Source organism: Photobacterium kishitanii (assembly GCF_000613045.3).
GTDB classification, from domain to species: domain Bacteria; phylum Pseudomonadota; class Gammaproteobacteria; order Enterobacterales; family Vibrionaceae; genus Photobacterium; species Photobacterium kishitanii.
On record NZ_LN794354.1, the window covers coordinates 48,146 to 74,510 of the forward strand.

General features: G+C 32.5%; 15 protein-coding genes and 1 tRNA gene. 8 read left to right on the forward strand and 8 right to left on the reverse strand.

What is annotated here, in order from left to right; genetic code table 11:
* Positions 1-828: an OmpA family protein gene (locus tag PPBDW_RS22565; protein ID WP_036788648.1), complete on the forward strand. Its 828-nt coding sequence runs from the start codon at positions 1-3 to the stop codon at positions 826-828.
* 266 nt (positions 829-1,094) lie between these two features.
* On the opposite strand, the gene PPBDW_RS22570 is transcribed toward PPBDW_RS22565, so the two are convergent.
* Positions 1,095-1,520, reverse strand: a complete 426-nt coding sequence (locus PPBDW_RS22570) for a hypothetical protein (protein WP_036788651.1) — start codon at positions 1,518-1,520, stop codon at positions 1,095-1,097.
* A gap of 322 nt (positions 1,521-1,842) precedes the next feature.
* A tRNA-Gly gene (locus tag PPBDW_RS22575) sits at positions 1,843-1,917 on the reverse strand.
* Positions 1,918-2,551: 634 nt separating this feature from the next.
* On the opposite strand from PPBDW_RS22575, the gene PPBDW_RS22580 reads away from it, so the two are divergent.
* Positions 2,552-3,322 carry a hypothetical protein gene (locus PPBDW_RS22580; RefSeq protein WP_036788654.1) on the forward strand — a complete coding sequence of 257 codons (771 nt, stop codon included), beginning with the start codon at positions 2,552-2,554 and terminating at the stop codon, positions 3,320-3,322.
* A gap of 322 nt (positions 3,323-3,644) precedes the next feature.
* Here PPBDW_RS22580 and PPBDW_RS22585 read toward each other — a convergent pair whose 3' ends face one another.
* Together PPBDW_RS22585 and PPBDW_RS22590 are read right to left on the reverse strand one after the other, a co-directional pair.
* Positions 3,645-4,061: a hypothetical protein gene (locus tag PPBDW_RS22585; protein WP_036788656.1), complete on the reverse strand. Its 417-nt coding sequence runs from the start codon at positions 4,059-4,061 to the stop codon at positions 3,645-3,647.
* A gap of 556 nt (positions 4,062-4,617) precedes the next feature.
* On the reverse strand, positions 4,618-6,300 hold the full coding sequence (locus tag PPBDW_RS22590) for a methyl-accepting chemotaxis protein (protein ID WP_054262249.1): 1,683 nt from the start codon (positions 6,298-6,300) through the stop codon (positions 4,618-4,620).
* A 1,269-nt stretch (positions 6,301-7,569) separates the two neighbouring features.
* Between PPBDW_RS22590 and PPBDW_RS22595 the strand changes: the two genes are divergently transcribed.
* The 5 genes from PPBDW_RS22595 to PPBDW_RS22615 all read left to right on the forward strand — a co-directional run bounded on the left by PPBDW_RS22595 (position 7,570) and on the right by PPBDW_RS22615 (position 14,413).
* On the forward strand, positions 7,570-7,812 hold the full coding sequence (locus PPBDW_RS22595; RefSeq protein WP_036788659.1) for a hypothetical protein: 243 nt from the start codon (positions 7,570-7,572) through the stop codon (positions 7,810-7,812).
* 1,224 nt (positions 7,813-9,036) lie between these two features.
* Positions 9,037-9,861 (forward strand): CheR family methyltransferase, encoded by an 825-nt coding sequence (locus PPBDW_RS22600; protein WP_036788735.1) that lies wholly within the window; start codon positions 9,037-9,039, stop codon positions 9,859-9,861.
* A gap of 2 nt (positions 9,862-9,863) precedes the next feature.
* On the forward strand, positions 9,864-11,006 hold the full coding sequence (locus tag PPBDW_RS22605; RefSeq protein WP_036788661.1) for a protein-glutamate methylesterase/protein-glutamine glutaminase: 1,143 nt from the start codon (positions 9,864-9,866) through the stop codon (positions 11,004-11,006).
* 666 nt (positions 11,007-11,672) lie between these two features.
* Complete coding sequence (locus PPBDW_RS22610; protein WP_036788665.1) at positions 11,673-12,023, forward strand: hypothetical protein; 351 nt, start codon at positions 11,673-11,675, stop codon at positions 12,021-12,023.
* A 1,064-nt stretch (positions 12,024-13,087) separates the two neighbouring features.
* Positions 13,088-14,413, forward strand: coding sequence for an EAL domain-containing protein (locus PPBDW_RS22615; RefSeq protein WP_036788668.1), 1,326 nt, complete (start codon positions 13,088-13,090; stop codon positions 14,411-14,413).
* Between the two features lie 151 nt (positions 14,414-14,564).
* Here PPBDW_RS22615 and PPBDW_RS22620 read toward each other — a convergent pair whose 3' ends face one another.
* The 3 genes from PPBDW_RS22620 to PPBDW_RS22630 form a co-directional block, all read right to left on the reverse strand.
* Positions 14,565-15,743 (reverse strand): tyrosine-type recombinase/integrase, encoded by a 1,179-nt coding sequence (locus PPBDW_RS22620; protein WP_036788671.1) that lies wholly within the window; start codon positions 15,741-15,743, stop codon positions 14,565-14,567.
* Between the two features lie 479 nt (positions 15,744-16,222).
* Complete coding sequence (locus tag PPBDW_RS22625; RefSeq protein ID WP_036788674.1) at positions 16,223-17,113, reverse strand: hypothetical protein; 891 nt, start codon at positions 17,111-17,113, stop codon at positions 16,223-16,225.
* A 1,166-nt stretch (positions 17,114-18,279) separates the two neighbouring features.
* The gene (locus tag PPBDW_RS22630; protein WP_036788677.1) at positions 18,280-21,804 is read right to left on the reverse strand and encodes a DEAD/DEAH box helicase; all 3,525 of its coding nucleotides are present in this window, start codon (positions 21,802-21,804) and stop codon (positions 18,280-18,282) included.
* 1,788 nt (positions 21,805-23,592) lie between these two features.
* Between PPBDW_RS22630 and PPBDW_RS22635 the strand changes: the two genes are divergently transcribed.
* Positions 23,593-24,771 (forward strand): hypothetical protein, encoded by a 1,179-nt coding sequence (locus PPBDW_RS22635; protein ID WP_036788680.1) that lies wholly within the window; start codon positions 23,593-23,595, stop codon positions 24,769-24,771.
* 71 nt (positions 24,772-24,842) lie between these two features.
* Here PPBDW_RS22635 and PPBDW_RS22640 read toward each other — a convergent pair whose 3' ends face one another.
* Complete coding sequence (locus tag PPBDW_RS22640; protein ID WP_036788683.1) at positions 24,843-25,937, reverse strand: hypothetical protein; 1,095 nt, start codon at positions 25,935-25,937, stop codon at positions 24,843-24,845.
* Between the last annotated feature and the right edge of the window lie 428 nt (positions 25,938-26,365).

A 26,365-nucleotide genomic window follows, 5' to 3' on the forward strand; every position in this document is an offset into this window, starting at 1 on the left:
ATGGCCAAACCACCCACAGAAGTACTTAAAAAGTACTATATTATCAAAAAAGTTCGTGGTCATGGTGATGACCATCATGGCGGAGCCTGGAAAATAGCACTAGCAGACTTTTATACAACGCTAGCAATGGTATTTTTTGTCTTGTGGGTTGCAGGCACCGTTCCTGAAGATAAATTAGCCGGTGTCAGTGAGTTTTTTAAACAGGATGTTAAACAAACTTACAATGCAATTAAATTAGATGCAAATGGAAAAGTCTTATCAGATAAAAATACACAGGCTGACGTATCTGGTTCTAAAGAAGATACAAAAGACAATGAGGATATAAAAGAAGAAAAACCGAATAAAGAAACTATCATTGCTGTATACAATCAATTATCTAAGGAGCTAGATAAAAATGTTGCAGAAGTTATTTTAGCAACTAATAAAGAATCGATTGAAATAAAATTTGTTGCTGACCTTCTGTTTAAAAGCGCTTCAGATGATCTTTCACCAAAGTCAATTAAAAGTATTGATAAGGTTGGGTTGATACTAAATGGTAAAGGTTTATACGCCCATGTGTATGGTTTTGCCGATAATAGAAAAATGAGACCAAACCAAAAGTTTAGAGATAATCTAAATTTATCCTCAGCAAGGGCAATGGCTGTAGTTAATCATATAAATACAATTAAACATGACAATATATTTATAACAATGCATGCAGATGGTGCTTTAAATCCTATTGCAGATAATAATACAAGGGCTGGACGGAAGGAAAATAGACGAGTTGAGGTATATATAACGCTAAACTCATCTCCTCCACGTGAATTTTGGAAAAGAATTAAAAAATAGAAATGTATAAGGATTAATAAAATAGATATAAATATAAAAAACAACCAATTTTTTTAATTGGTTGTTTTTTATATTCAATACGCGTTACTTTTTAGAAAATATTTAGATAAGTATAATCAATGTTTGTAATAATGTTAAATTGAGAGTTGTTAATAAAATATTATAACACTCCTCATAAAAAATCGAAATCCAATCTATACTTTATTTTAATTCTGATAATAAAAGTACTGTGAGAAAAATATATTCTGATGACTGAATCAGGCCAATTAGGCACTCGTTAAACAACTATGATTTATAAAGTTGACCTTGTTAATGACAGTGTCCACAACATTAGATCCATAATGATCGATGGCAAACATAGTTGCGATGGGAATAGAATTAGGATTTTCAGCATAGATTAGAGATGTAATAACCAAATCCTGCTTTGATAGTTTAGAGTTGTATTTTTCTAGTATACAAGATTTATTTCTAACAATACTATCGATGTTTTTGTTTATAATATCAGTTTTATTTTTATAAATTCCATCAACATAGCTTTTTATGTATGTATTATCTATATGAGATAATAGCTGAGTTCTGCTTAAATCACTATATCCCATCATTTTTAAATGATCGTAAATAGAATTGTTTACTGAACAACCCGATAAGCAAAGAAATACAGATGCAGTTGTTAAGGGAATTAGTTTTTTCATTAATATACCGATTATTAATTATTAAATGATACCATTAGCATATACTGTATGGTATACATAAAGGATTATATTGCTGCATTCGAAACAACTGATTAATAATCAATAGTGAATGCTTTGCCGCATAATTAATATGCGTTTAATTTATCATGTGAAAATTTACTTGAATTATGCTGTATTTTTCAATTATCTACTTATCTCATTGTAAGTAATAAAAAGCATTATATTACAATAAGTTACAACCACTTCTTGTTTCTAGTAATGATAGGGTTTTTAGCTTAATTAACGGTATACTTTACTACAACCACTTTAAATCTTGTAGGATTGGAGCGAGCAGCGGGATTCGAATCCGCATCATCAACTTGGAAGGTTGAGGTAATAACCATTATACGATGCTCGCAAACGACTTTCTAGATAAAATCTAGGCCAGTCGAGGGGCTTTGATGACGGGTAATGCGAATACCTATTATCATCTGATGAAACTAATTAATGGTAGTAGTTCTTCGTTGATTATACACCAACGTGAAATTGGATCATTAATTACATAACTATTAATATAAACTGAGATACAGTTACTTTACATTTTATTCGATAGTAAGAATTTATGACTATATACTTAGAGAGCGCTGTCTGGTTTCTTTTACTATAAATGAACATCTTTATATTTTTAATAATTATATACTTAACTAAAGGATAAAATCAACTATTTCTGTTATCTCAATTTATAGAGTGAAAGTAGTATAATTCTACATGGTTAAGTCTTTTAAAAATATTCTGCTTATCAATTAAACAAAAACTTTAATGACATAATTAATATTATATCATTTAGTTAAATAATCCTAATCCCCCTTAGAATATTAAACGGCATTTTTTTAGATTCTATTCATTCGACTCAAGAATTTTTTATTTATTATTTTATGCTAACTTATTAAATTAGAGTACAAAGCTGATTGACTATAAATATCAATTGTATATGATATTAATTATTAATATCGAGATTGTCCCCAAAGTTTACAAAGTAGGAATTATTAAACATGCTTAATCTAGATTTAAACCCGGAGCATATTGAAGCTGTTATTAGCGGTATTGATTTTGCTGACAGTCGTAACTATCACGAAGTAAAGATTAGCAAAAGTCTGACAGCACAAGTGCATATTGTTTCTAACGAACTAAAGTTTAATCTTTTAGTTGATGGTTGGTGGGCATCAACAGCAGCCCAGTTAGTTTATTGGCACCATACTAGAAATAATAAAACAGAACTAAAATTCAAAGAAATTAATAGCTCAAGATGTGGGACTAATCAGCCTGTAAAAGATAAATGTCCTATGGAAACTAATATTTATGCGTATAAAAATAAGGCATCTGCATATATAGCACTGACGCTGATTTGTCGTTGCTTAGAAGATCATAGAGATATGATTGAATCCAAATTATATGAACGCCAAACAAAGATGAAACAAACACAAAGTAAAATTGCACAGCAAGCAAAAGTCCAGAAAGAAGAATGCACCGCGAAACATCAGCAGGCAGTGATGGAGTTCGAACAACGATATGATGTTATTAATAGTGAAAAGCAGGCAAATAAGGCTTTAAGTAAGTTGAAAAAAATTGTAGGAGGGTCTCAATCGCTTGAATTTAAATCGTTATTTATTAAGAGTGGTGAGACAGAGGTCTCTACATATAAGTTCACAATAGCACGTTTGGGTATTAGTACATTATTTTATAATAACCTTAATAAGCGTATTACTCAAGCAGATCTTGCTGGGGTTCTGGTTAATAAAGCCATTATTGAAATAGAAGCGTAATGAAAATGATGTAATATTTAACCTGTCACATTCTCAATAAAATATATTAATTTAAATATTATTATATACGGGGGTATCAACTAATTTAGGGGGGGGCTAGTATGGATAAATGAAATATTGTCTTTAAATACAGTATAATAATGTTATTAAACGTTGAATAGCAAAGATTTTCAATTATTTTAATTAGAGTATTACCGCTTTTGATACTTTATCTACAATTGCCAGTATATTTTCGGTTGGTTTTTGATAAATTTATTAGGCGTATTATATTTACCTATCGTTTTTAATATAAAAGCGGTTTCTTCAGTTAAATAATTTACATCTATAACCTATTTCTCTCGGTGATATTGTAAGATTCTATCTTTTGTTTTATAGCGAAGTAACCATTTTCTTTTGAAGTTGTAGCATTAAAGCTTTCAAGTCTTTTTTTAGTAACTAAAAATTGTTTTTCTTTATTTAATGCTCTTGTTTTAACCATTGATGCAATGCTAAGTTCTGTATATTTGAAGTTCTTGGGCCGATTATAAGGATTATATTCTCTTAGTTTATGCACTTTTTTATGAGATGTTATCTGAAAAAGGCCACCATCTTGAGTTCTAATATTGTTTTGCTTTCTCTGCAGGCTACTATTTAATTGTGAATTTACGATTGAAGCTAACGAGAGGTTACCTGTTTTAGCCAGTGCTGAATGGAAAGCTTTATTTGTTCTTTGTGTAATATAGATAGCGGATTGTTTCATATTACCTACGCACCATGCATATTCTCTTTGGGTATAAGGTATCTTATATACTAATTGTATCAGTGTTGGCGTTTGTTGCAATAGGCTTTTATGGTATTAGTGTTTTTTTATCATCGGGAGGAGGTGTTTATATATTAAATATATTGTAATTAATTAAATTAATAGTAGCTGTAAAATTTTAAATTTGGGTAATATTTATATTAGTATATGTGCTTAGTTGGTTGGATGATAATGCTGTGTTTGCTAAGATTGGTATAGCTTTTGGGTATAATTTGCTACAAGTAGGTATACCTTGTGGTTTTTTACTTGCTGATTTGACAGTAGTGGTAGCTGAATTCGGGTTTGAACGCATTTTTCCTAGTGAAACAGATTTCAATTAGGCTTTGGGGAAGGAGATGCATGATTGGACGTATATAAGATATGAAAGAAATATCTCCGCTATTATGTAACGTTTGAAGTTGTATGATGTCTTTGATATTTAAGAGACTAGGGTTGTTTTTGCCTAGCCCCTTAAATTTATTTCAACTTCATTAATCAATGCATACTGAATAAGTGTTTATTTCACTGTAAACTGATTCGTTAGCTTAGTTAGTCCAGTAACTAGGTTTGACAGGGCATTGCTTGCCTGTTCTGCGTGACCTAAATCATCGTATACTGCGCTGGAAACATCTTTAATCTTAATTATACTTGAATTAAGCTCCTCTGCTACACTTGATTGCTCTACTGTAGCCGCTGCAATTTGAGTATTTCGATCAGAGATGTTGGCAATAGAATCGGTAACATTTGCGATATTATCTTCGGCTTCGATTGATTTAGCTACACAACTATCCATTCTTACCTTGCTTTGAGTAATTGCACTATTAGCCTCTTTAGAGCGTCCTTGAAGTTGTACAATTATGTCATTTATTGTAGCGGTTGAATCTTGGGTGCGTCGAGCAAGAGTTCGTACCTCATCTGCTACAACTGCAAATCCACGCCCATTTTCACCAGCCCTCGCAGCTTCAATAGCAGCATTTAGTGCAAGTAAATTAGTTTGATCAGCTATTCCTTTGATTACATCTAACACCACGGTTATTTCAGCACAATCTTGTTCTAACTTGGCAATGATTTCGCTGGCAGAGTCGATATCTGTCGATACCACTCGAATATCGTCGACGGTATGACCCACAACAGCGCGACCTTTATTTGATAATTTGGATGCTTCATTCGCACTGGTTGATGCATTTTCTGTATTTTCTGCTACTTCTTGAAGCGTGCACTGCATTTCGTTCATCGCTGAACTTAGCAACTCCAGTTCTTGCTCTTGAGAATTCATTCCTAATTCTGTTCTTTTAGAGACCTCTTGCATACTACTTGATGCACTTGATAGGCTATCTGTCGATTCTATGATGTCTATAACTAATTTGCTGAGATTAATTTTCATCACTTTGACTGAATTAGCTAGAGCACCGATATCATCATCTGCAAATTTTCCAGTATCAATGGCTTGACATAGCTCATCAGGAATTAAAATTCCGTTAGAAACGCCTTGTGTTGAACGGGAAATTAAAGCTAATGAGTTATTAATATTTCTCATTAAGGTAATACAGATACCAATTGATAATGCGAGAGCGACAGCAAGTATAGAAGCAACGAGGTATAATGTGTCATAAAACATTGTTGTCGACATATCGTTTGCAGATTTCATCATCTTTTCATTAGTTTGTCGAATTTCATCAAAAACCATCTTGGTTTTGATAAATATTTTAAGTGTGGTGTTTAATGTTTTTTTAGCTGACTTATTGTCATTTTTGCTGATTTCATCAGAAAAATTTTTACTGATTTCTTGGTAGTTTTCCCACATCTGATCAAGTCTTTTATAGCTAGCTAATTCTTCATCTTTTGTATTGAATCGATCGATGTATTTTCCGTTAAGATTCTTACTATAATTAATGAATTCATTGGTAATTTTATTGGATAAGTCAGTACTAGCTAACGTATAGTTATTAATCTTGTCATAATCAGGAGATGGATCTCTAACCTCTCCAAGAAGAGCAAATTGGTATCGACGAAGATCTGACATGTAAATACTAATCTTATCAATAGAGGTGAGAGATGGCACAATGGCTTGCGCAAAATATGCTGTATTATCATTGAGGTCGTTTATACGGATCATTGATACAACCCCTAAAGCAGTAATGCCGACGCATAAGACACCAAAAGACAGATAGATTTTTTTTGAGAGGGTTAAAGGTTTCATATATTGCTCATATAAATTTTGTTGTAATTATTTGTAATATAATGAATTGCAATGACTTCGTAAACGATTATTTGTATGAATCTATAATGGAATTTTTTAAAATAATTAATTACATAAGTATAATGTAAGCAATATTTGTAATTGTAACCTTGTTCACACTAAGTTGTTATTGCTATAGATTTATTAACAGTCATTTTGTCCATAATTACCAATAAATATCGACTATAAAGTACGCATGATGGTGTTTTTATGAGTGAGTTGATCTGCGCTCTTAGATTTTCTGAAATACTCCCTTTCAGATCAAACATCCAATTTCTTTTGACTAAACTTTCCATTAATCATCAAATCATAACTTAGTAATCTTTTTTCGCATGGAGCGATAGTCTGATAAAAGTCATCTCGTTAAGTTCCTATTTATCTTTGAGTTAATTTTTTTGTGCGAATAACATACTGAATGAGTTTTTTAAGTTTACATTCTCATTCGTGAGACTTAATAGTTGTACTATTATTAAAGGAATAATAATTTTTTTTTAAATATTTTAGGTAAAACCATAATATATAGTAATACTGTTAACCTAAAGTGAGCCATCATAGTTTTAGGCATTCAGGCCTGAATTTATGATAACGAAATGCGACTAATTTATCATTTCATCTTCTAAATTTAATTATTTTATGTTGGGGATTTTTTTGAAAACATAACTATGTTGTTGTGATCCTGTATTAAAAATTCTATCTGATAACATACTCTTACTTGTGGATGTAGTGTCTTTTTTTAAAGAGAAAAGCAGTATGATTTCGAGTGCCGGCATTCTCTAAATCATGTCATCAATCGCTAAATTTACGCTGATAAAAGACCGCTTTTATTATTACTCTACAATATCATTTCTTTAAATTTATGCATTGAAGAATGCCGTTTTTTGTTATTTTATCAATTTTTTCAATAGCTTATTTTGTTTCAGTGGCTGATGAGAAAACTGTAAACATTGTCATAGTATGCTGTCAGTATTGAAACTTTATTACTTTTATTCTCATTGTAGTACATTCGAAATGTTTCGGTTTTCTATCGCTAAATATTTAAGCTCAGTCGAGAATATTTAGCGATATACGGCACAGATTATTTCTCCTAAATATTTCGATTTTAACTAAGCGATATTACTTAATAGGTAGTCACTTTAGTGAAATATAATTTCAAATAATCATTGACTTGTAACTTGTCATCATTAAAAATAACTTTCAATTTAGTATCTTATTAATTGGCAAATTTCGATCATGACAAATGAAGTTAATAATCCTCAGTCAGTCGCCTATGTTTGTACCAGCGATGAAGGTTTTCAAGCCATTGTTTTTGGCTATAACGAAGCTGATGCTATAAATGCAGCTGCTTTATTTCTTGATTGTGAGAACGATGAAATAGAAGACGTTGAACGGAAAGAGGTTTTTGATCAGTATCGAGATGTTGGCATTCCAAAAGATGTTCCTATTTTAGTATTAAACTGGGAAAGTGATGATTGATTATCGCCGATAATTATTAAAAATTTGTCATATACATTCAAATAAGCTGTGGGTTAGATTATTGCCATTAAATATATTAAAATTATTTAGATATCTTAAAAAGATAACTAATTCCAAAAGAATTATAGATATAATCTATAGCCAACCTCTTGATATACTGCTGGTAGTTATAGAACATTTTTCTATATTTTTAAGAATTAAAAGTCACAAAAATTATCACAACTATCAAATGACATGATTTGTTTATGATTTTAAGCGGTGTTATGTCATTTTCAAGATAGATAATTAAGCAAGTTTATGATTTTTTTGTTAAAATCATAAAATTAATTCACACTATTATTTTACAAGTTACCATTTTATCATAAATTACTCGCTTTTATTGATATACAATAGGTTAATTTAACTTATAAAATTAACTGGTAATGGATTAAGACTTTATCGGGGTGCATTAAAATCCCACATTCCTAATGTTCCGCTATTTTCTTGAAGACATTAATATCATATAGTAGATACTATTAGAAATTCTCTAGTAGTGATTAAAAAAAGTTAGTTCATTAATTACATGGAAATTAATTGATATGTGTTTATTGATGTTCCTAGTATGATTTGGTTTCTTTCGATTGCGGTGGATATCTGATTAATTTGAATGACCCTCGAATGTCAATAAGTTTGGGGTCTGAAGAAAATAGCTATAGTAAAAAAGTCTGGAGTGTATTTTAAAATGAATTTTATTATTTATTCGATATATTATAACATACCTGACATTTATAACATGATTAATTTATAATATATTGATTGACTAAATTTGTTATCTTTGAAGCTTACGTTCACTGAGGATAACAAAATTTGGTGACATTATTTCAGGACATCGATAGTTATATTTTTTTATAACTATAAACATTTTTATACACAAAGAACTTTGAACTTACAGGAAGTTCTTTCTACAACAGAAGGTAGCCTCAATCTATGCTGTTCTATTAGGTTATGGTTACTGTTAAGGATACATGCTTAGCTAGCGTGGCTAGAGTAGTAATTAAATAGTTAACTGAATATGGAAGGTGTTTAGTTAGATTTCTTCTTAAATATACGTTCAAAATTCATGCTGCTTACATGAGTATTGCCCGCTAATTTGGTGGCCAAGCTATCGCTTTTTGTTATATCAGACGGCTAGTGTATATTGAAAAAATAGAAAATAATATTGAGTTAATAATGGGAAGTAAAGCTTTGACAATGATAATAGGTACACAAGAATACACAGAATTTTGTCGGTTCCTAGAAGCACAGTGCGGAATAGTTCTTAGCGATGGAAAACAATATTTGGTAAGAAGTAGATTAAGTCCATTAATGACAAAAATTGGAATATCCACAATATCTGAATTGATGCAATTAATCAAAGCTCCTGGCCATACGGAGCTCAAAAATAACGTAATTAATGCTATGACAACCAATGAAACGTTGTGGTTTCGAGATGTTTATCCTTTTAAAGTTCTTCAATCAAAAATTTTCCCTGAATTGATTGAGAAGAAAAAAACTATTCGTGTTTGGTCAGCAGCTAGTTCGTCTGGGCAGGAGGCGTATTCAATTGCTATAACAGTACTTGAAACACAGACTAGGCTTCCTGGATTATTAAATAATGTCTCTATTGTCGGTACTGACATATCTTCTGAAATGTTGAATGCTTGTAAAGCGGGTATTTATGATGAGTTAGCCATGAATAGAGGATTATCTGCAGATCGTAGAAGGTTTTTCTTTGAGGATAACAAGGATGGTCGTATGCGATTATGCGATAAAGTAAAGCGAATGGTGACTTTTAGGTCTCAAAATTTGAAAGATAGTTATGCTCTGTTGGGTAAATTTGACATCATTTTTTGTAGGAATGTTTTAATTTATTTTTCTCCGGATATGAAAGCAAAAGTTTTAGGTCAAATAGCAGCACAACTTAACCCTGGAGGTTATTTATTCCTAGGGGCTTCAGAAACTCTTGGTGGATTATCTAATAAGTTTGATATGGTTAGATGCGAGCCTGGCATTGCATATAGGTTAAAATAATTATGACAGAAATTAAGGTGTTAGTAGTTGATGATTCAGCCTTTTTTAGGAAAATGATCGTCAGCATGCTTGAGTCAAGCATGGTTATTAAGGTTGTTGGCGTAGCGGTGAATGGTAAAGAGGCTATAGACAAGGTCAGCGAGTTAATGCCTGATGTGATTACAATGGATATTGAAATGCCGGTGATGGATGGCGTTACTGCAGTAAGAAGGATAGTGAGAGATCACCCTATACCTATCCTTATGTTATCTTCATTGACAAGAGAAGGAACACACCAGACTCTTGATGCTTTAGATGCTGGCGCTTCTGATTTTATGTTGAAAAACTTTAAGACGGTTTCAGATAATGAGAACGATTTTAAAAGTGTTTTAATAAAAAAAGTAACCGATTTAGCAAGACGATCACGGTTTATTAATCGCAAACCAAACTACTCTACATCACTCGCATTACGTTTATCGCCATCTCATTTGGCAGTTAGCGGTCAAAAAGTAAGGCCGACTTCACTATCAGATGCTGCCCCCCCTCATGTTAAGAGCAGTTTTACTAACCGGCCATTTAAGCACTCAGCGAGGAAATACGATTTATTGGTTATTGGTTCGTCAACAGGTGGACCTGTTGCTCTTCAACAGGTGCTTATGAAGTTACCTGCTAATTTTCCATGCCCTATATTGCTTGCCCAACATATGCCAGCTCTATTTACCACGGCCTTTGCAGAAAGACTTAATACTATATGTAATATTACTGTTAAAGAGGCACAATCTGGTGAGGTGCTGAAGGCTGGTGTCGCTTATCTTGCTCCTGGTGGTCGCCAGATGACGTTAGAGGGACGACAGAAAGTAGTAAGGCTAAGAGTATCTGAAGATGCTATGGGGCTAAATTATGCACCATGTGTTGATCTTCTGTTTACATCAATAGCTAAGGCTATTCCTGGAGGTGCTTTAGGGGTGCTTTTAACTGGCATGGGATCGGATGGTTGTGAGGGAGCTAGACTAATGAAGGAAAGTGGATCTGTGATTTGGTCACAAGACAAAGAAAGTTGTGTTGTTTATGGTATGCCACAGGCAGTAGAGAAAGCTGGCATATCATCAGAAGTGTTTGATATTAAAAAAATGGGTGAAAATATCTCTCATGAAATAAGTGCATAGCGAGAATGCTACCAAATAGAACAGATCTGGATATTGCAGGTATGTTCTATTGGTAAAACCGCTTTCTGATATTTAATCCTTTATGGCCCTAATCCATTAATTAATGTAATAATTTATGAATTAATATTCCTTAGTAGATTTAAATCAAAGAGTTCCTTTAATGTTGCATTTAATATAGATGAAATAGATTGTAGGTTATAACTTAGAGAACGAAACAAATTTTCATTTATTCGCACGTTTACAATTTTAATAATTCCTTAAGGCTATATCATTAGCTTTAAATTAATCCCTATTTGGTATTTTTCGGGGGTATTTTTCAATACTCTGACTTAACTGTATGCTTTATGCTCCGTGTGGTTATTGGTTAGGCTGTTGTATCGATCTTCCATCTATTTTATCAATAAGTTATTGCACTAATGATATCTAGCAATATAATAATCATCATACAATTAGATGGTATGATGAAGTAAATTACCTTCTTCGGCATATTTGGCATGCTCGACAACCATAATAAATATTGGAGTACTATTTATTAATTACCTTTACAATGAATCTATTAGAATCATTAATGGCTATTTACCATTACTTTTAAATAAGATTGAATGTAATTATTACATTGAACTACCTTCTTCAGCATATTCAGCATGTTTAACAACGATAAAAAATATGGAGAACTTAAGATCAATAATTCAATGCGCCTTAATTCCTTTAACAGATGATGAAGCTGCTAGATCATTAGTGGAAACTCTTGATCAGCATATGGAAAGAGTTATCAGGACATGTAAAGCTTGTATGTCTAAATCAATTGATATGTTACAAATTAAGTCTTATGAGTTTGATCAAATGCTGTCTAACTATGTGGTGAATTTTTGTAAATCATCATTAGAGTATCAAAGGGCAGTAAAGACTTATGTTGAGGGAACTGCTTCTTTGACGTTCAGTATTGAAATATATTTGCGATCTTTCCCTGATTATGGTGAATATTGCAAAGAAACTTATTCATTTAAATCGATTTGAAAATCTATATCTACATTTTATCGTAATCCATGTAGATATAAATATATCTACGTCGATCTAACCCTTTAATAGCATTTTCACAGAATCAATTACTTCTGTTATCCTTTTATATCTACCTCAAATTTTATTAAGCATGATTGATGTTATCTTCCTCTGATAAAACATCAATCATGTTCCTTCCCTGCTTGAATAATTATATATCATATTTTTATATTTGCAACCTAATGCATATAAATAATGTCTATTTTATGCTTCATTGCTAATGACTAAATATTCTTCTGTAACTTGAATAAGTATACACTTTAATCATCGTGATGCATATGGAAAATTGTTCTCATTTACTCATGTCTAAATATTACTTTTAGTCATGAGTAAAGTCACAAGAAATCATTTTGTTAAAGATAACTTTAGATGAGAAAAAGTGTATCAACTTATGTAACTATTGAGATTAATCCCATAAGACAGATGCAACTATTTTTCTACTGTGCTTTATGTTGTTTTTCTATCGCTACTATTTGCATAAATTAGCTGTTGAGAAACCTTTTTGAAATTGATTAAACTCTTATGTATTCAGTATTGAGGTCAGTGTTGATTGTTAAAGAGGGGGTAATTAGGTTTAGTTATGGTCAAAGAATGAATCAATATGTGAACCCTCGATTTTACGAGATAACTTATACTTCCTATTTTTGTGTAATTAATTGGTTGTGGTTTTTATATGTTTTATTGATAATGAATATATTTAATTGGGATGTTGAGATATGGTTTTGATTAAAAACTTCCCATTCTAGTATTGTTTTGTTGGTTATTTAACGTCATGGCTGTTGATTTTCTGGTAACATAGCGTATTCAAAATAGTTTTATCTACAAATGACTCATTTTTAATTACAGTATATTTAATTGATATTTTTTATAAATTTAATATTAAATTACAATCTATACGGTTAACAACCGTGTTGTACCATAATCTATATTGAAGCTGGATATGAATAGACTATCTGATTCAATAGGTTATATGATTATTAAGGCATCTAATATTGCAGTGATAATTTATCGAGGAGAAAATTTTGATCAGACCTCAGTTTTATCTTTATGAAGATATTGAGCAAAAAATAGAAGATAGGCAGAAATTTTCTCTTATCATTATTAATGCTATTGATGCACCTAAACATGCCCATATATCTGGTCAAGTTGAATTTACAAGCATGATGCATTATCTGTCACTATGGGCACTAGCGGCAGGAAAAAAAACTATGCCTGGAAAATGGATTAATGCTTACGAGTTCGGTAAAGCGAGAATGGCGTTGTTATGCCAAGGGGATACGAACTCTATTGTACAAAAAAATTTTAAACGTATCCTTAAAAGAGGTTACCTCCATACTGTTGGTGATACAAATTGTTTGGTTAACGTTGAATGTAATATTGCAACATTTTCTGGTGATAGAGATAAAACAGTTTGGAAATTAATGAATGATATCAATTTTCATGAGGATTTAGAGGGACCGAATGTAAATATTAATAGTAGTCATTATTTGTTCAGTAAGTATGAGTTATTGAATGCTATAGATACGGATCAATTAGAACTTTGGTATCAAATTCAAGTCGATCTCAATACATTTAAAAAGGTGGGTGTGGAAGCGTTACTTAGATGGGATCACCCCAAATACGGCCTAGTACCACCTGACGAAATGCTTTGTTGGTTCAAATTTTATTCGTTACAATCAGCTCTTGATAAGTGGGTCATTGCTACAGGGTTCAAAAAAAGTCAAGAATGGCGATTGAACGGCACACCAACACGCATATCTATTAATATAGACGGCTTATCATTGAACAAAAATTGTGATTTTGTTGAATATATAAAAACAAAAACTATTGAGTTTGAGATTGACCCAACACTTATCGAGTTTGAAATTACAGAGGCAATAGTAATAAAGAAGGGATCCCAGATATATCATGCGTTGATCGAGATTGCAGCAAATGGGTTTAATATAGCGATTGATGATTTCGGTACCGGGGCTTCAAATATTAATTACTTAACCTATCTGCCGATTAATACGATAAAATTAGATAGGTTCTTTTGTAACGGCCTACACTACCATGATCTAGGCTTATTTTTGATTCTTAAACTTATATTAACCAAGTCTATTCCTAATGGATCGCTTAAAAATATTTTGCACAAAAAGCGATATAAATTTAAGCGTAATACTTCTTCTTATGCTGCCGCCTTGACGGATGTGTCGACCTTAACAACCTATACGACTAAGATGCTAAAGAGTACTAATCATAATATTATTGCAGAGGGTATAGAGACATACGAACAAGCGCTAATAATGCGATCTCTTGGTTGTCATATTGGCCAAGGTTATTTTTTTGGTAAACCGAGGCGCCAATAAACTCTAATGTAGTCATACACTGCATGGTAAACGTATGGCTACATACAATAGTATCGTTATGTTACCTATCTCGTCATCACTACGATTTTTACTTCCTCCTTCCTGGCTATTGAAAAAATGCTGATATTGGTGGAAGTTATTAGCCCTATCGTCACTTCTCGAACAGGCTTTGTAATATTTCAGTTGTCGCACCATCTGCAATGTGACCGCGACCGTAACGCATTGGCATACTAGATGACGACCACCGCCCTGCTTTCATTATACGTGATAATTCGATACCACGTTTAAACATATCCTGAGCAGCACCAACTCTCATTGAATGAGATGTATATGTTTTTGGTGTTTCGTCTTCGTCAAAGCCCTTATAGACCTCTTTGTGTGCATTTTTTAATAGTGCCATAATGCTATTATGCATAAGTATTTTATTATTGGTTTTTATTTCTTTCCCCCAAGCAGATACCGGTTTAAATAAATATGGCGATTCTTCTGATGTATCTTTGTAACTGATGTTCGCTAATGACATGTATTCTTCAATTAAATCTCTAGTATGTTTTGAAAGCACTACAATATCAGCATCACCCGAATGGTTGGTTTTTGTTATTGGCAATGTTACTAATAGTGAGCCATCATCTCTTAGCTTTAGGTGTTTCATCTTAATATTAACTATCTCAGAATAACGAAATAATCCTTCATAAGCCGTAACAATAAATGCTAGATTACGCCGCGTTGTTATACTGCAAGAATAACGCCATTTTTGTAGTAGCAATGTGATAGCATCATAACCTAAAGGGGTTGCTTGCTTGATAAAACGCTCATCCAGTGCTTGTTGAGTGATCAATTTCCCTACCGCGCGCTCAACAGATTTAGCCATTGTTGGATCAGGCATCCCTGTTGCCCTATGAACAGCACGAATCGCCCATAGTTCTAATTTAAGGGTATTGCGATGAATCCCATTATTGTATCGGTACTCTATGTAATCGCACACAGCTTTTGGCTTTGCTGGTATATAACTATGATTTTTCCATTTATCTTCATTAATAAAGAATTTAACGAATGCTTTCCAGCCATCGTTAAGTCTTTTAATAGATCTAGAGCGGTGATTCGACCCATGGTTAAGAAAATCGTTTAATAAAACCTCTACCGCAGCAGCCATATGTGGTATCTCATATATTGGAATACCTAACTCATTAGCTTTCTCAACAGCTTTAGTAATATGTTCAACTTCAAGGTCATTAGGATCTAAGTATAAGTTGCGTAATTGTGCCGGAATGAGTCCATAGTGGTTACGCAATGATTCAAACTTTTCCTTGTCGTATACGCTTATATTCATATTTGATTTGCTCCAAAATATCTACCTATAATGAGGTAAATAAGGATTAGATACAAATTGAATTACTGATTTAAACAACCTCGGCCTTGAAAATATTTTGCCATAAAAGTCTATTTCTTCCATGCAAGGGTTATACGTTGATCACAGTGTGACGAGAAAACTTCAATACCTATAATCATTCCGATCCGTGTATTATTACCGAGCTAAGTTTTTAAATAAGGAATGCTTATCCGAAAGATTACGTCTGTGGGAGAAAGGTTCATCGTGCCAGTTAAATGTTTTTTATCAAGCGATTAGTGACACTGTAACAATGCGAAGTGTTTTCTATTAGGTGGATTGTTGCAACTAAAGCAATAAAAATGAGATAAGAACAAATATCCCATTTCCAAGATTGATTATTGAATTTCTAATGCACTATAATTTTTTGTGACTACAAACACACAAAAGGGTCACCTTTTAAGTAACCCATAAATAATGATTTAGCCTTTTTTTATTATAAAGGTATCTACGCCATCAGTGACTGAACTATCACCATAAACAACATTTGTAATAAACTCATTATTTTCACTATCCCTAGTACGGTTGAACTTAGTAAAGGTAATATTGTTATAGACAGAGCTATAATTAATAGAAGAATCTACGATATTAATTGCATCTGTTTCTAGTGTATTATTTTTAGAATTTTTAATAATTTTAAGCTGTTTTAAAACTATACCATTATTAATATTAAACCAAGTGGTTATAGTGGCTTTAAAGTGTCCAAGCTCTTCAATAGTCTCAAATTTACCAGCATTATAACGAGTATTATTAATATCGAGATTATCTAAACCGAGATATTTTGTCGTCACTTTTGTTGGTATAACAAGCAGTTCATGCGAGGCGCTATCATACGTATTTACGTTAAATTTTTGAATTCGTTCCTGACCTTTTTCTAAGTTGAAATCAAATTGTATATATTGGCCATTATAATTAAACGTTTTATATGTCTGATCTTTGTGCAAAATACTTTCATTAACTTTTATGAGCAATTTATTTTGTACATCAACTACATAGTTTTCAGAGTAAATATTACCATTAGCATCGGTGTAATTGAGTTTATGAGATATCTTATCTTGATACTGATCATGTTTATTCAATACCGTTAGATTAAGCCCATAGCTAGAATTTTTTTCAATATATTTTATATCTGTAGCACCATTTTGGTATAAACCAACATGGAAAAATACTGAGGATAGATCTTTTGGGATTACAGCTTGTACAGTCATAGGTTTAATAATAGCTGACGGTACAGCAACAGTTTTTTCTGGATCTGAACTCCCGCCACAGCCAGCTAAGGATAATGCACTTAACAATACAATAATATTACGCATAAAATATACTCGAAATTAATTCTAATCAAAAAAGTACGAATAAATATGTAATTACTAACCTTCGAAGTTATACATACCAACGACAAATAATAGCCGCACTATACCATATACAGATAACACCAGACAAACCCTAGCGAGAATAGAACATCATTTCTTGTAATCATTAATATCATAAAATTAGCGCTAAAAAATAACATAATTGCATGATTTAAATAAAGATATTAACGTTAGTAAAGTAATCGCAACGACGAATTTGATCACCAGCTTTAATAACAATAGTCTATTATTAATAACGTCAAATAGAGCATATTTTAATATATTGAACAGCTCTACATCATACAATTAATTAGGTTAAATTTAATATCACCAACCTTAATTACGTCGTAACGTTTATCAGAACCGTTCGCTAGCCACCGTTCAATATCTCAAATTCTCTTATAATTTATATTTAGCCTTTGTGTTGTGATGAATTACACTTCATCACAACACAAAGGCTAATAAGCATTCTATTTTCAATATTTGGCTGTGAAACCGTATTTGTGCTCGCGTTAAAAGAGCACACTTATGTAAGAGCTCTAAACTTAAGTGACAATGTAACATATTATCCACTCAAGTGCTTTTTTGTGACGCTGTCACACTTTAATTGTATGTTGTATTTGTAGATGGAGTGGTTAGATTTTAAATTTAATGAGAGTTATTTTTTGTATGTAAATGTTTTTATATTTACATGCATATACTTGCAATCAATAAATTTTCTTAAGTGCATATTACAAACAGCTTTTTATTTTTGAATTTGTTTTGTGTATTAATTAAAGATTAGAACCATCTAAAGAATAAATATTCACTAATACATAGTTTTTATGCAAAATTCATGCTAACAGTCATAAATAATAGATCACTAGGTGATTTAAATACAAGAGACGATTAGTAGAACTTGAAGTGGAAACGAAAGCGCTTTGAATAACGGAGGTTGGTGATAAAAAGAAGATGAAATAAACTATCTATTGCTAAGAAGATAATAAAAAAACCTTTAAAATAACAAGATATATACAAATATTGTTTTCAATGAATTTCCAATATCAATGTCCTAAAAAGAGACTATATGCTGATAATTAAATGCGATATTATTCTCATTATATAGCTCTCTTTTTATTCCTAACTCATCTCTATGCTGAGATTTTAATTTCTCTCTCTCTTATAGCATCATGGTTTGATTTAAGAGCCGATTGATAAAGATCTGCTAGGATAAAACTTAGCTCAGTCATATTAGTACATGTCGCAAATAACTTAATCTTCTTAGCTGAATCGTCCCTGTTATTTGATACCTCAGAACCTAACGCTGATTCATATCCCATATTATTTAAGCCAGTCATCACACGCTCTGAAATGTCAACTCTCTCAGATGAAAGCATTTTTATTGTTGAAACTGCTCTAGTTATTGAAATTGTCTGTATATCAACTTCGGCAAGCTTACGACTATATTCTGCAATAAGCATAAGCACTTCAACTGGTTCAGGTATCGGACCATAAACATCTTTAAGCTCAATTTTAATATTTTTGAGTTCATTAACATCAGCATTTAAAATTTGATGATAAACAGAAAAACGATTGGCGGTATCAACAATGTATGATGATGGGACGCCAGCTTTAATCTCTGTCACAATTCTAGTAAGACTATCTTCGAATGTCTTACCTTTATATCCAGAAGCCAATAAAGCCGACTTTTTAGAAGACTCCTCATCAATTAACTTCAAATTCCATTTTAAAAGTTTCATATACAGATCGTAGCCAACATTCATTATGCTGCCACTCTGAGAATCCCCTAATAGCTGCCCAGCACCACGAATTTCCATATCATACTTAGCAAGCTCAAGTCCCTTACCAAGTCCACTAACTCGTTCCATGGCCAATAATCTCAATCGACCATCTTCAGTAATAGACGGTGACCGTATTAGATAAGCATATGCTTGATAATGTGAACGACCGACTCGACCTCTCAGCTGATGTAACTGGGCGAGGCCCATCTTATTGGCATCATCAATAATGATTGTATTTGCATTAGGAACATCTATGCCCACTTCAATAATGGTACTTGCTACAAGGATATCTATCTTACCATCAAAAAACTCAGAGATAATTGCATCCATTTCATGATCAGGCATCTGGCCATGAGCAAACCTAACGACAGCATTCGGAAATGAATTTGCAACTTCTTTTGCTCGCGCTTCGATAGTTTTAACTCGATTATGAACAACAAAAACTTGTCCATCGCGTGCCAATTCACGATTAATCGCCTCTGAAATACTGTAGTCTTCCTTATCTACTGCATATGTGCGTATTGAGAGTCTCTTAGCTGGAGGCGTTGCAATAATAGATAAGTCACGAATATTATGCATCGATAGACTCATAGAACGTGGGATCGGTGTAGCTGTCATAGATAGTACATTCATACCTATAGAGAAATTACCTAGCTTCTCTTTATCCTTAACGCCGAACCTATGTTCTTCATCAGTAATGACTAAGCCAAGAGCCTGTATTTTTACATCTTTCTGCAACAAACGAGTTGTTCCAATAACAACATCAATAGAGCCATCTGCTAGACCTTGTAATACAGATATCTCATCTTTAGCAGCATCACCTTTGCCTGATAAAAGTGCAATTTTTAAATCAGAGCCCTCGAATCGCTTTTTAAATGTTTCAAAATGCTGAACAGCTAAAATACTGGTTGGCGCCATAACTGCAACTTGATAACCGGTATGTGCAGCTATAAATGCAGCGCGAACAGCGACCTCAGTTTTTCCATAACCGACATCACCAGAAACCAAGCGATCCATTACTCTTTCGGAAGTTAAGTCTACGATAACATCATTGATCGCTTTACTCTGATCCATGGTAAGCGGATAAGGAAATTCATTGCAAAATTTTAGGTACGCAAAACCTGGCTTATCACATGGAACGCCTTTCCAATTATCTCGCTTATTTTTATGAAGATCTTTCAAGCTACCCGAAATTGCACTTATATCCGATACGACTTTATGCAGACCTTTAGTCCATTTCTTAGAATGATATTCATCAAATGGCGCTGTGTTTTTTTCAATTCCACTATATCTCGAGACCATATCAAGTTCTTGAGGTGGAATGAACTTAACCACATCATTTTGATAAGCAATCTTGATTAGTTCTGTTTTTTGAGTGGGATTTGTATCCATCATCTCAAATCCATGAAATCTACCGATACCATATTTTAAATGCACGATAGGATCACCAACTTCAAGATCAGAGAAATATCGAGAATCAACAGCAACCTTGTCAAGTTCTTCATTATAACTTACAGCTTGAGACAAAATCATTCCGTACAATTCGTTCTCGGTAATAACTAGACGGCTATTGTCTTTGTCATAAAAACCTGTTTCAAGTATACCTTTAGTAATACAAAAGCCGCCTTGACCACAAAAATCACCCCAAGAATCAACATCCATAAAGGTTACTTTCATGAACGAAAGGAGTTTACGAAGACTCTCATCTCGAACATCTGAACTAATGACAAAAAGTACATTTTCTACGTTTTCAAACCATTGTTTTAAAGTCTTAATTGTTGCTGCTATAGTGGGAAATCGAGAAATCCCATTTGCAATAATATCACGCGAACTTGCACTTTTATGCTGCATTTCTGAAAACACATTTACGTTATATTGATCAAGCTTTTCAGATAATACAGTTTCAGTTAACCATAACTCTGAAGGTTGCAATATAAAGCCGTTATTAATATCTAGCATATCTGAATAACGAAATGAAATTGTATTCACTAATTTATTTATTGAATCAAGTGATGATTCATTAAAAAAGAAAGTAGAATTTTGCGGAATAAGATCAAACAAAGAGAGTAATTTATTACAAAAAAATGGCATATAAAAACATGCTGAATGAGGAATAATGCCATTTGTTACGTCTTTATACTGCCGAGCAGAAGTTACATTAGCTAGATCTTTAAACGTTTTCCGCCATTTAGTACGAAACCCAGGAATAATGTCTGAGTTAAATGGAAATTCGTAAACTGGCATCGCAGTGATCGATTCAACCGCTGAGCTTTGAGAGAGTTGAGTCGACGTATTTAAATATTTTAATTCCGATATTTTGCCATCATCTGCAACAATAATTCGGTATGCTGAACTCTCGCCGATAGGATAAATATCAAAGACATTATTTCGAAAAGAATATTGACCAAAATCTTCAATTAGCAACGATTCTTCATAGTTAATCGCATTAAGTTGTTGTTTTATTGTATCAATGCCAAACTGCTGTCCTACGTTAAATGTAATTACTGAATCCAACCAATGCTCAGTTCCTGCACTCTTGCGCATTAAAGCATTTGCCGTTGTTACAATAACATCAATTTTTGCGCCTGACATGAGTGCATGAAAAACCCGTCCTCTCTTTGAAACCAATCCAGAGGACGGCATTTCTTGATCATATGGTAATACCTCTAAATCAGGGAAATAGTGAATAGAGATACCATTTAATAAAAAATTTAAGTCTGTAACTAGATGCAATGCTTCTTGTTCATTTTTTGTTACCACGATAAATGGATAATCACGGCCTGCACCATGTTCGATGATAAGGTTAATATACCCAATTTGGTCATAGCCAGCGTGAATACACGTATCCGTTGGGAGAAATTTATAGTTATTCATAGGTATAATCCAAATTAACTTCAAATATCATACTATAGACAATACTCAAGTCAACATTAAAAAGTCAATTAAAACAATAGTTAGAGTCGCGCTGCTAATGCTTTTTTACTAAAAAATGCTCTTAATAACCTTATCAATAACAAGGTCTTAGTTAAAAGGTTATTAACAGTATTTTCTCTAAAAATTTAAATAGAATATATATAAACCTATATAAGCAGTGGTCACTCTATCTTCCATATTAATGAGAAGTATTATTAATACTATTTTAGCATATCAATATCCACAGATATGAGTGCTAAGTAGCAATTCTGTACTTAAATAAATTATATCTTGCTAGGTTCTATACACATTACAACAACATCTTAAAAAAAGAATAATGGTAAATAAGCTTAATTATGGTCAGCATGACTGCTAATCTAAATAATAGCAGATTTTAATATGATAATATATCGCATTAAAGGCTTTTTTTTATATAAAATAAATAATATGGATGATAAACAGCACTACCTATAATAATTTATTAATATACCCATAAGTTAATATGAGCAACTATTAATTTACTATAGCATTTAATTACTTACTTGATATCTATTTAAAAGTTTCATCACTAAATTATAAATGCAGGAAACTATAATTCACGTAAAATAATTAACAGAAAGTAAGTCATACATCATTGTTATTTATACAATTATAGGTTATTAGTAAAGATGATAGCTTTGTATTTTAATTTAAATCAACCAGTAACATTTCACTCTACTTATAATGAGAAGCTATAAGATATAACTATAATAATTATTCTCCCATAATGAATCAGTATCGATATCAGCAAATTATTTAATCTTGTTTAAAATGCATATTTTACCAACCACCACTGGTATATTTTATTAGCGGAGTAGTTACCACTTTAGCAACCATAAGGTACCACTCACATATATGCGTTTTTTTACCCCTAGCATAACCATTACTTAAAACTATTATATATATATGGTTATTTTTGTAAGTTAAATGGTAACTATTTCTATTTAATTATCGCCCCCAAACAACTAACATTAATTGATAGATATGTAACATATTTTAGAGAGTAGGTTCACCTGTAGCTCAGTATCACAAAATAAGTACTTATAATCTTTATTATTATGAATGATTTTAGTCTCAGCAACAGCATACTTAGCATTAACTGTCTTACATTTATCATTATTTCAAACAATTCGTAACTTATCGTGTTAATCTAACCGCTGATATACATATTAATGATACGCACCATCACGCTAAAATATGCCTTCATTAGAGATCATAAACTATTGGATTAAGATAAATATAGAATAAACTTTATAATAGTTATTTGTAATACCATGACGACTCTTTCTTTAGCCTTTGATCTTAGACATTTAGTTAGTATTTCTTTGTCATCCGATAGCCTTCCAATTAGCAAAATTTGATAACGCGGCAATGAAATAACTCTTTAGAAACTTTAATCTGAATTGATACTCAATATAATTATCTAAAACAAAAGCAGTTTTTATTACCTATTGCATATAAAAGAGATACTAAAGCAATTTAAATGATATGCATAAAAGCACAAAATCAATTATATAAGCATTAATTTTGTAAACAAATTTGACTTAAATAATAAAAACCCAAACAAAACCGAAACTTCAAACGATTATATACCAACAAGGGATTGTATATAATTACATTAACCATTTCTATTACACTTGTTGAATTTAATAATTGCAGCGTTATAATTATCAAAATGTTTGCGCCATTTATAACTAAAGAAGAATTAATATGCCAAATAATGAAACGTACTCACTAAGCACACAGAGTCCACCTCATCAGAAAGTAATCGAAGAAATTTTAAAAGCAGGTGGTTCAATTAAGCAAAGTGAGCTTGGAGAACTTACCGGTCAATTCTTAGGTCTCCTAAAAGCAACTATTCTCGTTTTGAATTCTAAAGGTATAATTAAATCCGAAGCTCTTACTGACGGTGATAAACAACTCATTATCGATCCAAAGACATCAACATTAGACCAAAAAACTCTCATTGATTACAAGCTATTGGACGCATCCGATACGTTAGCGAATACCGAAAATAAAATAGAAATTCAAGAGCCAGTGACCCAACCATCCCCCAATGAGAAACTTAGCACCGTAGGCACTATCAATATTGCCCCGCGGCCAAAAAAAATTGATACCATTTCTGCCGAGTCACTATTACCAATGCTTAAGACTACTGTAAACGGCGATTTCTTTACGTCTACGGTTGCCGAACAACTAAATTTAAAACCAGAAGTCATTCAAGATGCTTTAATAGAACTCTCTAATGATGGCTATTTTATTGTTGAAGAACAAGATCTTGGTGAAGGTTTCTTTGAGCCGACACTAAAATTCAATGACTTTACCACTGTTATTGAAGAACAACCTTCGAAGGATATTGATGGTTGTATAAATGATATTCTCCATTACCTCACTAAAAATGAAGGCTCTGCTAGCCTTGGTAAGATCAACAAGGATATTTCAGAACATCATCCTGTCGATGTCATTGAAGAAGCACTAAACGTTCTTAGTACGAAGGAAACGATTGTAAGAAAGAAAATTGGTCGCGGCTTAACGATTGAATATCCACGTATTCTTAAAAATATAGTCAATAAAATCGATACCGAATACTCTGAAGAAAACAATAACCTAAAACCAGTAATCGCTGCCAGCAATAAAACTGAAGAAGATGATATAAAAGAAGAGGTAGGGGCTACGACCACAATGTCATTTACTCAACCAATCGAGCAGCCTGAAGTAAACCCTACGACAAACACTGAAATTCAAGCACTTATTAACTTATCAAAACAACAAACTTCTGATCTAACAACCCTGATAGCAAAATATATGATTCAAAATATCGAGCTAGAAAAACGCCTCCAAACAGCCAACGCATTACTTAAACAGCATGGTATTAACGTCGATCTATAAACAATACCAAACAAAGAGCCTAATTGATAAAAGCCGTTAATCTAAAGGTAAACGGCTTTTACTTTTAGCTTTCATTTGAGTATCTTTACTTCAAGAGCTGATAAAATCATCGCTATTTCTTCATCACTCACATCGGAGGCATATACAGCCCCCAATTTACCGTCAACTCGAGATACTGGATCATTCTTAAAATTGTCAGCTTGCAAATAAAGCGCTTCTTTATCAATAATCTCCGTTCTAAAGGTTTTCTGATATGCCGGAACGAGCTGTGAAGCATAAAAATCCTCACTCGAAAAAATCGAGTTACGATCATTTTCATTCCATACGAACAGATCTTTGCCTCCCATCAACGCATTATCACCTATTGGTTTAGGTAATGGCAAACTAGTCCCTACTTCTAAGTCCTCTACTAACCGTATGCAATATCCTCGAAAATAATCAGTAATTGGACTTGGATATTGGTCACGGACACGTTTTGATACTTGATTGGTTGCATAAATCATCTTGCCACGTTCTGCTGGTATACCGACGGTACTTTCAAGAAACTCTGCAATATTATTAGTTACTGTAACTAGATCCAAAGAATCATTAAAAATAGCCCAATATTTTGTACTACGAAACTCGTCAGATCTAACGATTGGTGGAAATGGGATTTCAAAATCATAATATTTTCGCTCGTCGTCAGGAATATCACCATATACTGGACGAGCAAACATATTCTTATAATGAAGCTTAGCAAACTGCTTCTTTTGATTACGTTTATATGTAGCATACATTGGCGTTGTACCATACACGCTACAACCTTTGGATATAAGCCACTCTTTCAGCATCGAAAAGGGGATTTTTTCAATTAATTCACAGCCAGGATATGTATAAATATTGAGAAACTCAGGTTTACGCAATACTTTGTCAGGAAAAGAAATAGAATCATTACCATGACGGCGAATAAAAAAACCTTTATACGTTGGAAGGTAAGGTCGTTTTTTCTTTGGACAAATTTGATGTGTTTTATATATCTGGATGTAAGCGCTTTTACCCAAATTAGCTGACGCACAAAAACCTTTGATATCAGAGGTAATTTCAACCAACTCATGTGTATACATTGAATATACACACCACATGACATCAGATTTATTATCAGATACACCCATTGAATTTATAGCCATTTCTATTATTCCCTTTTCCTGATTGATCCCAAATATAATCTGCCTTTTCTACATAGAATATCTGTAAATTAATCAACCTCATAGGTCGTACATATACGCTGACAAAAAACCACGTTAAAGTATAATAGCTTACAGTTTAAACGAGAGATATATAATAATTTCATTCTCCCTAGATTGTTACAAAAAAATAAATAATAGTGGTGTTTCTCATTTTTAGAGGCAGCTATTCTGTTAAAAGTTAGTCTATAAATGATCTATAGCTGCCATGATAGTAAACGTAATTAACACGAAATTGAAAAGATTCAGTATTGGTACTAACCATGCGGCAATTGAGTAAATTTGCATCTATTTCAGAAGTCATAATTAAAACAGCATAGGCTTATAAATTTGGAGAATATCGTGATCATTAACAGCTGCTCATGAGTACT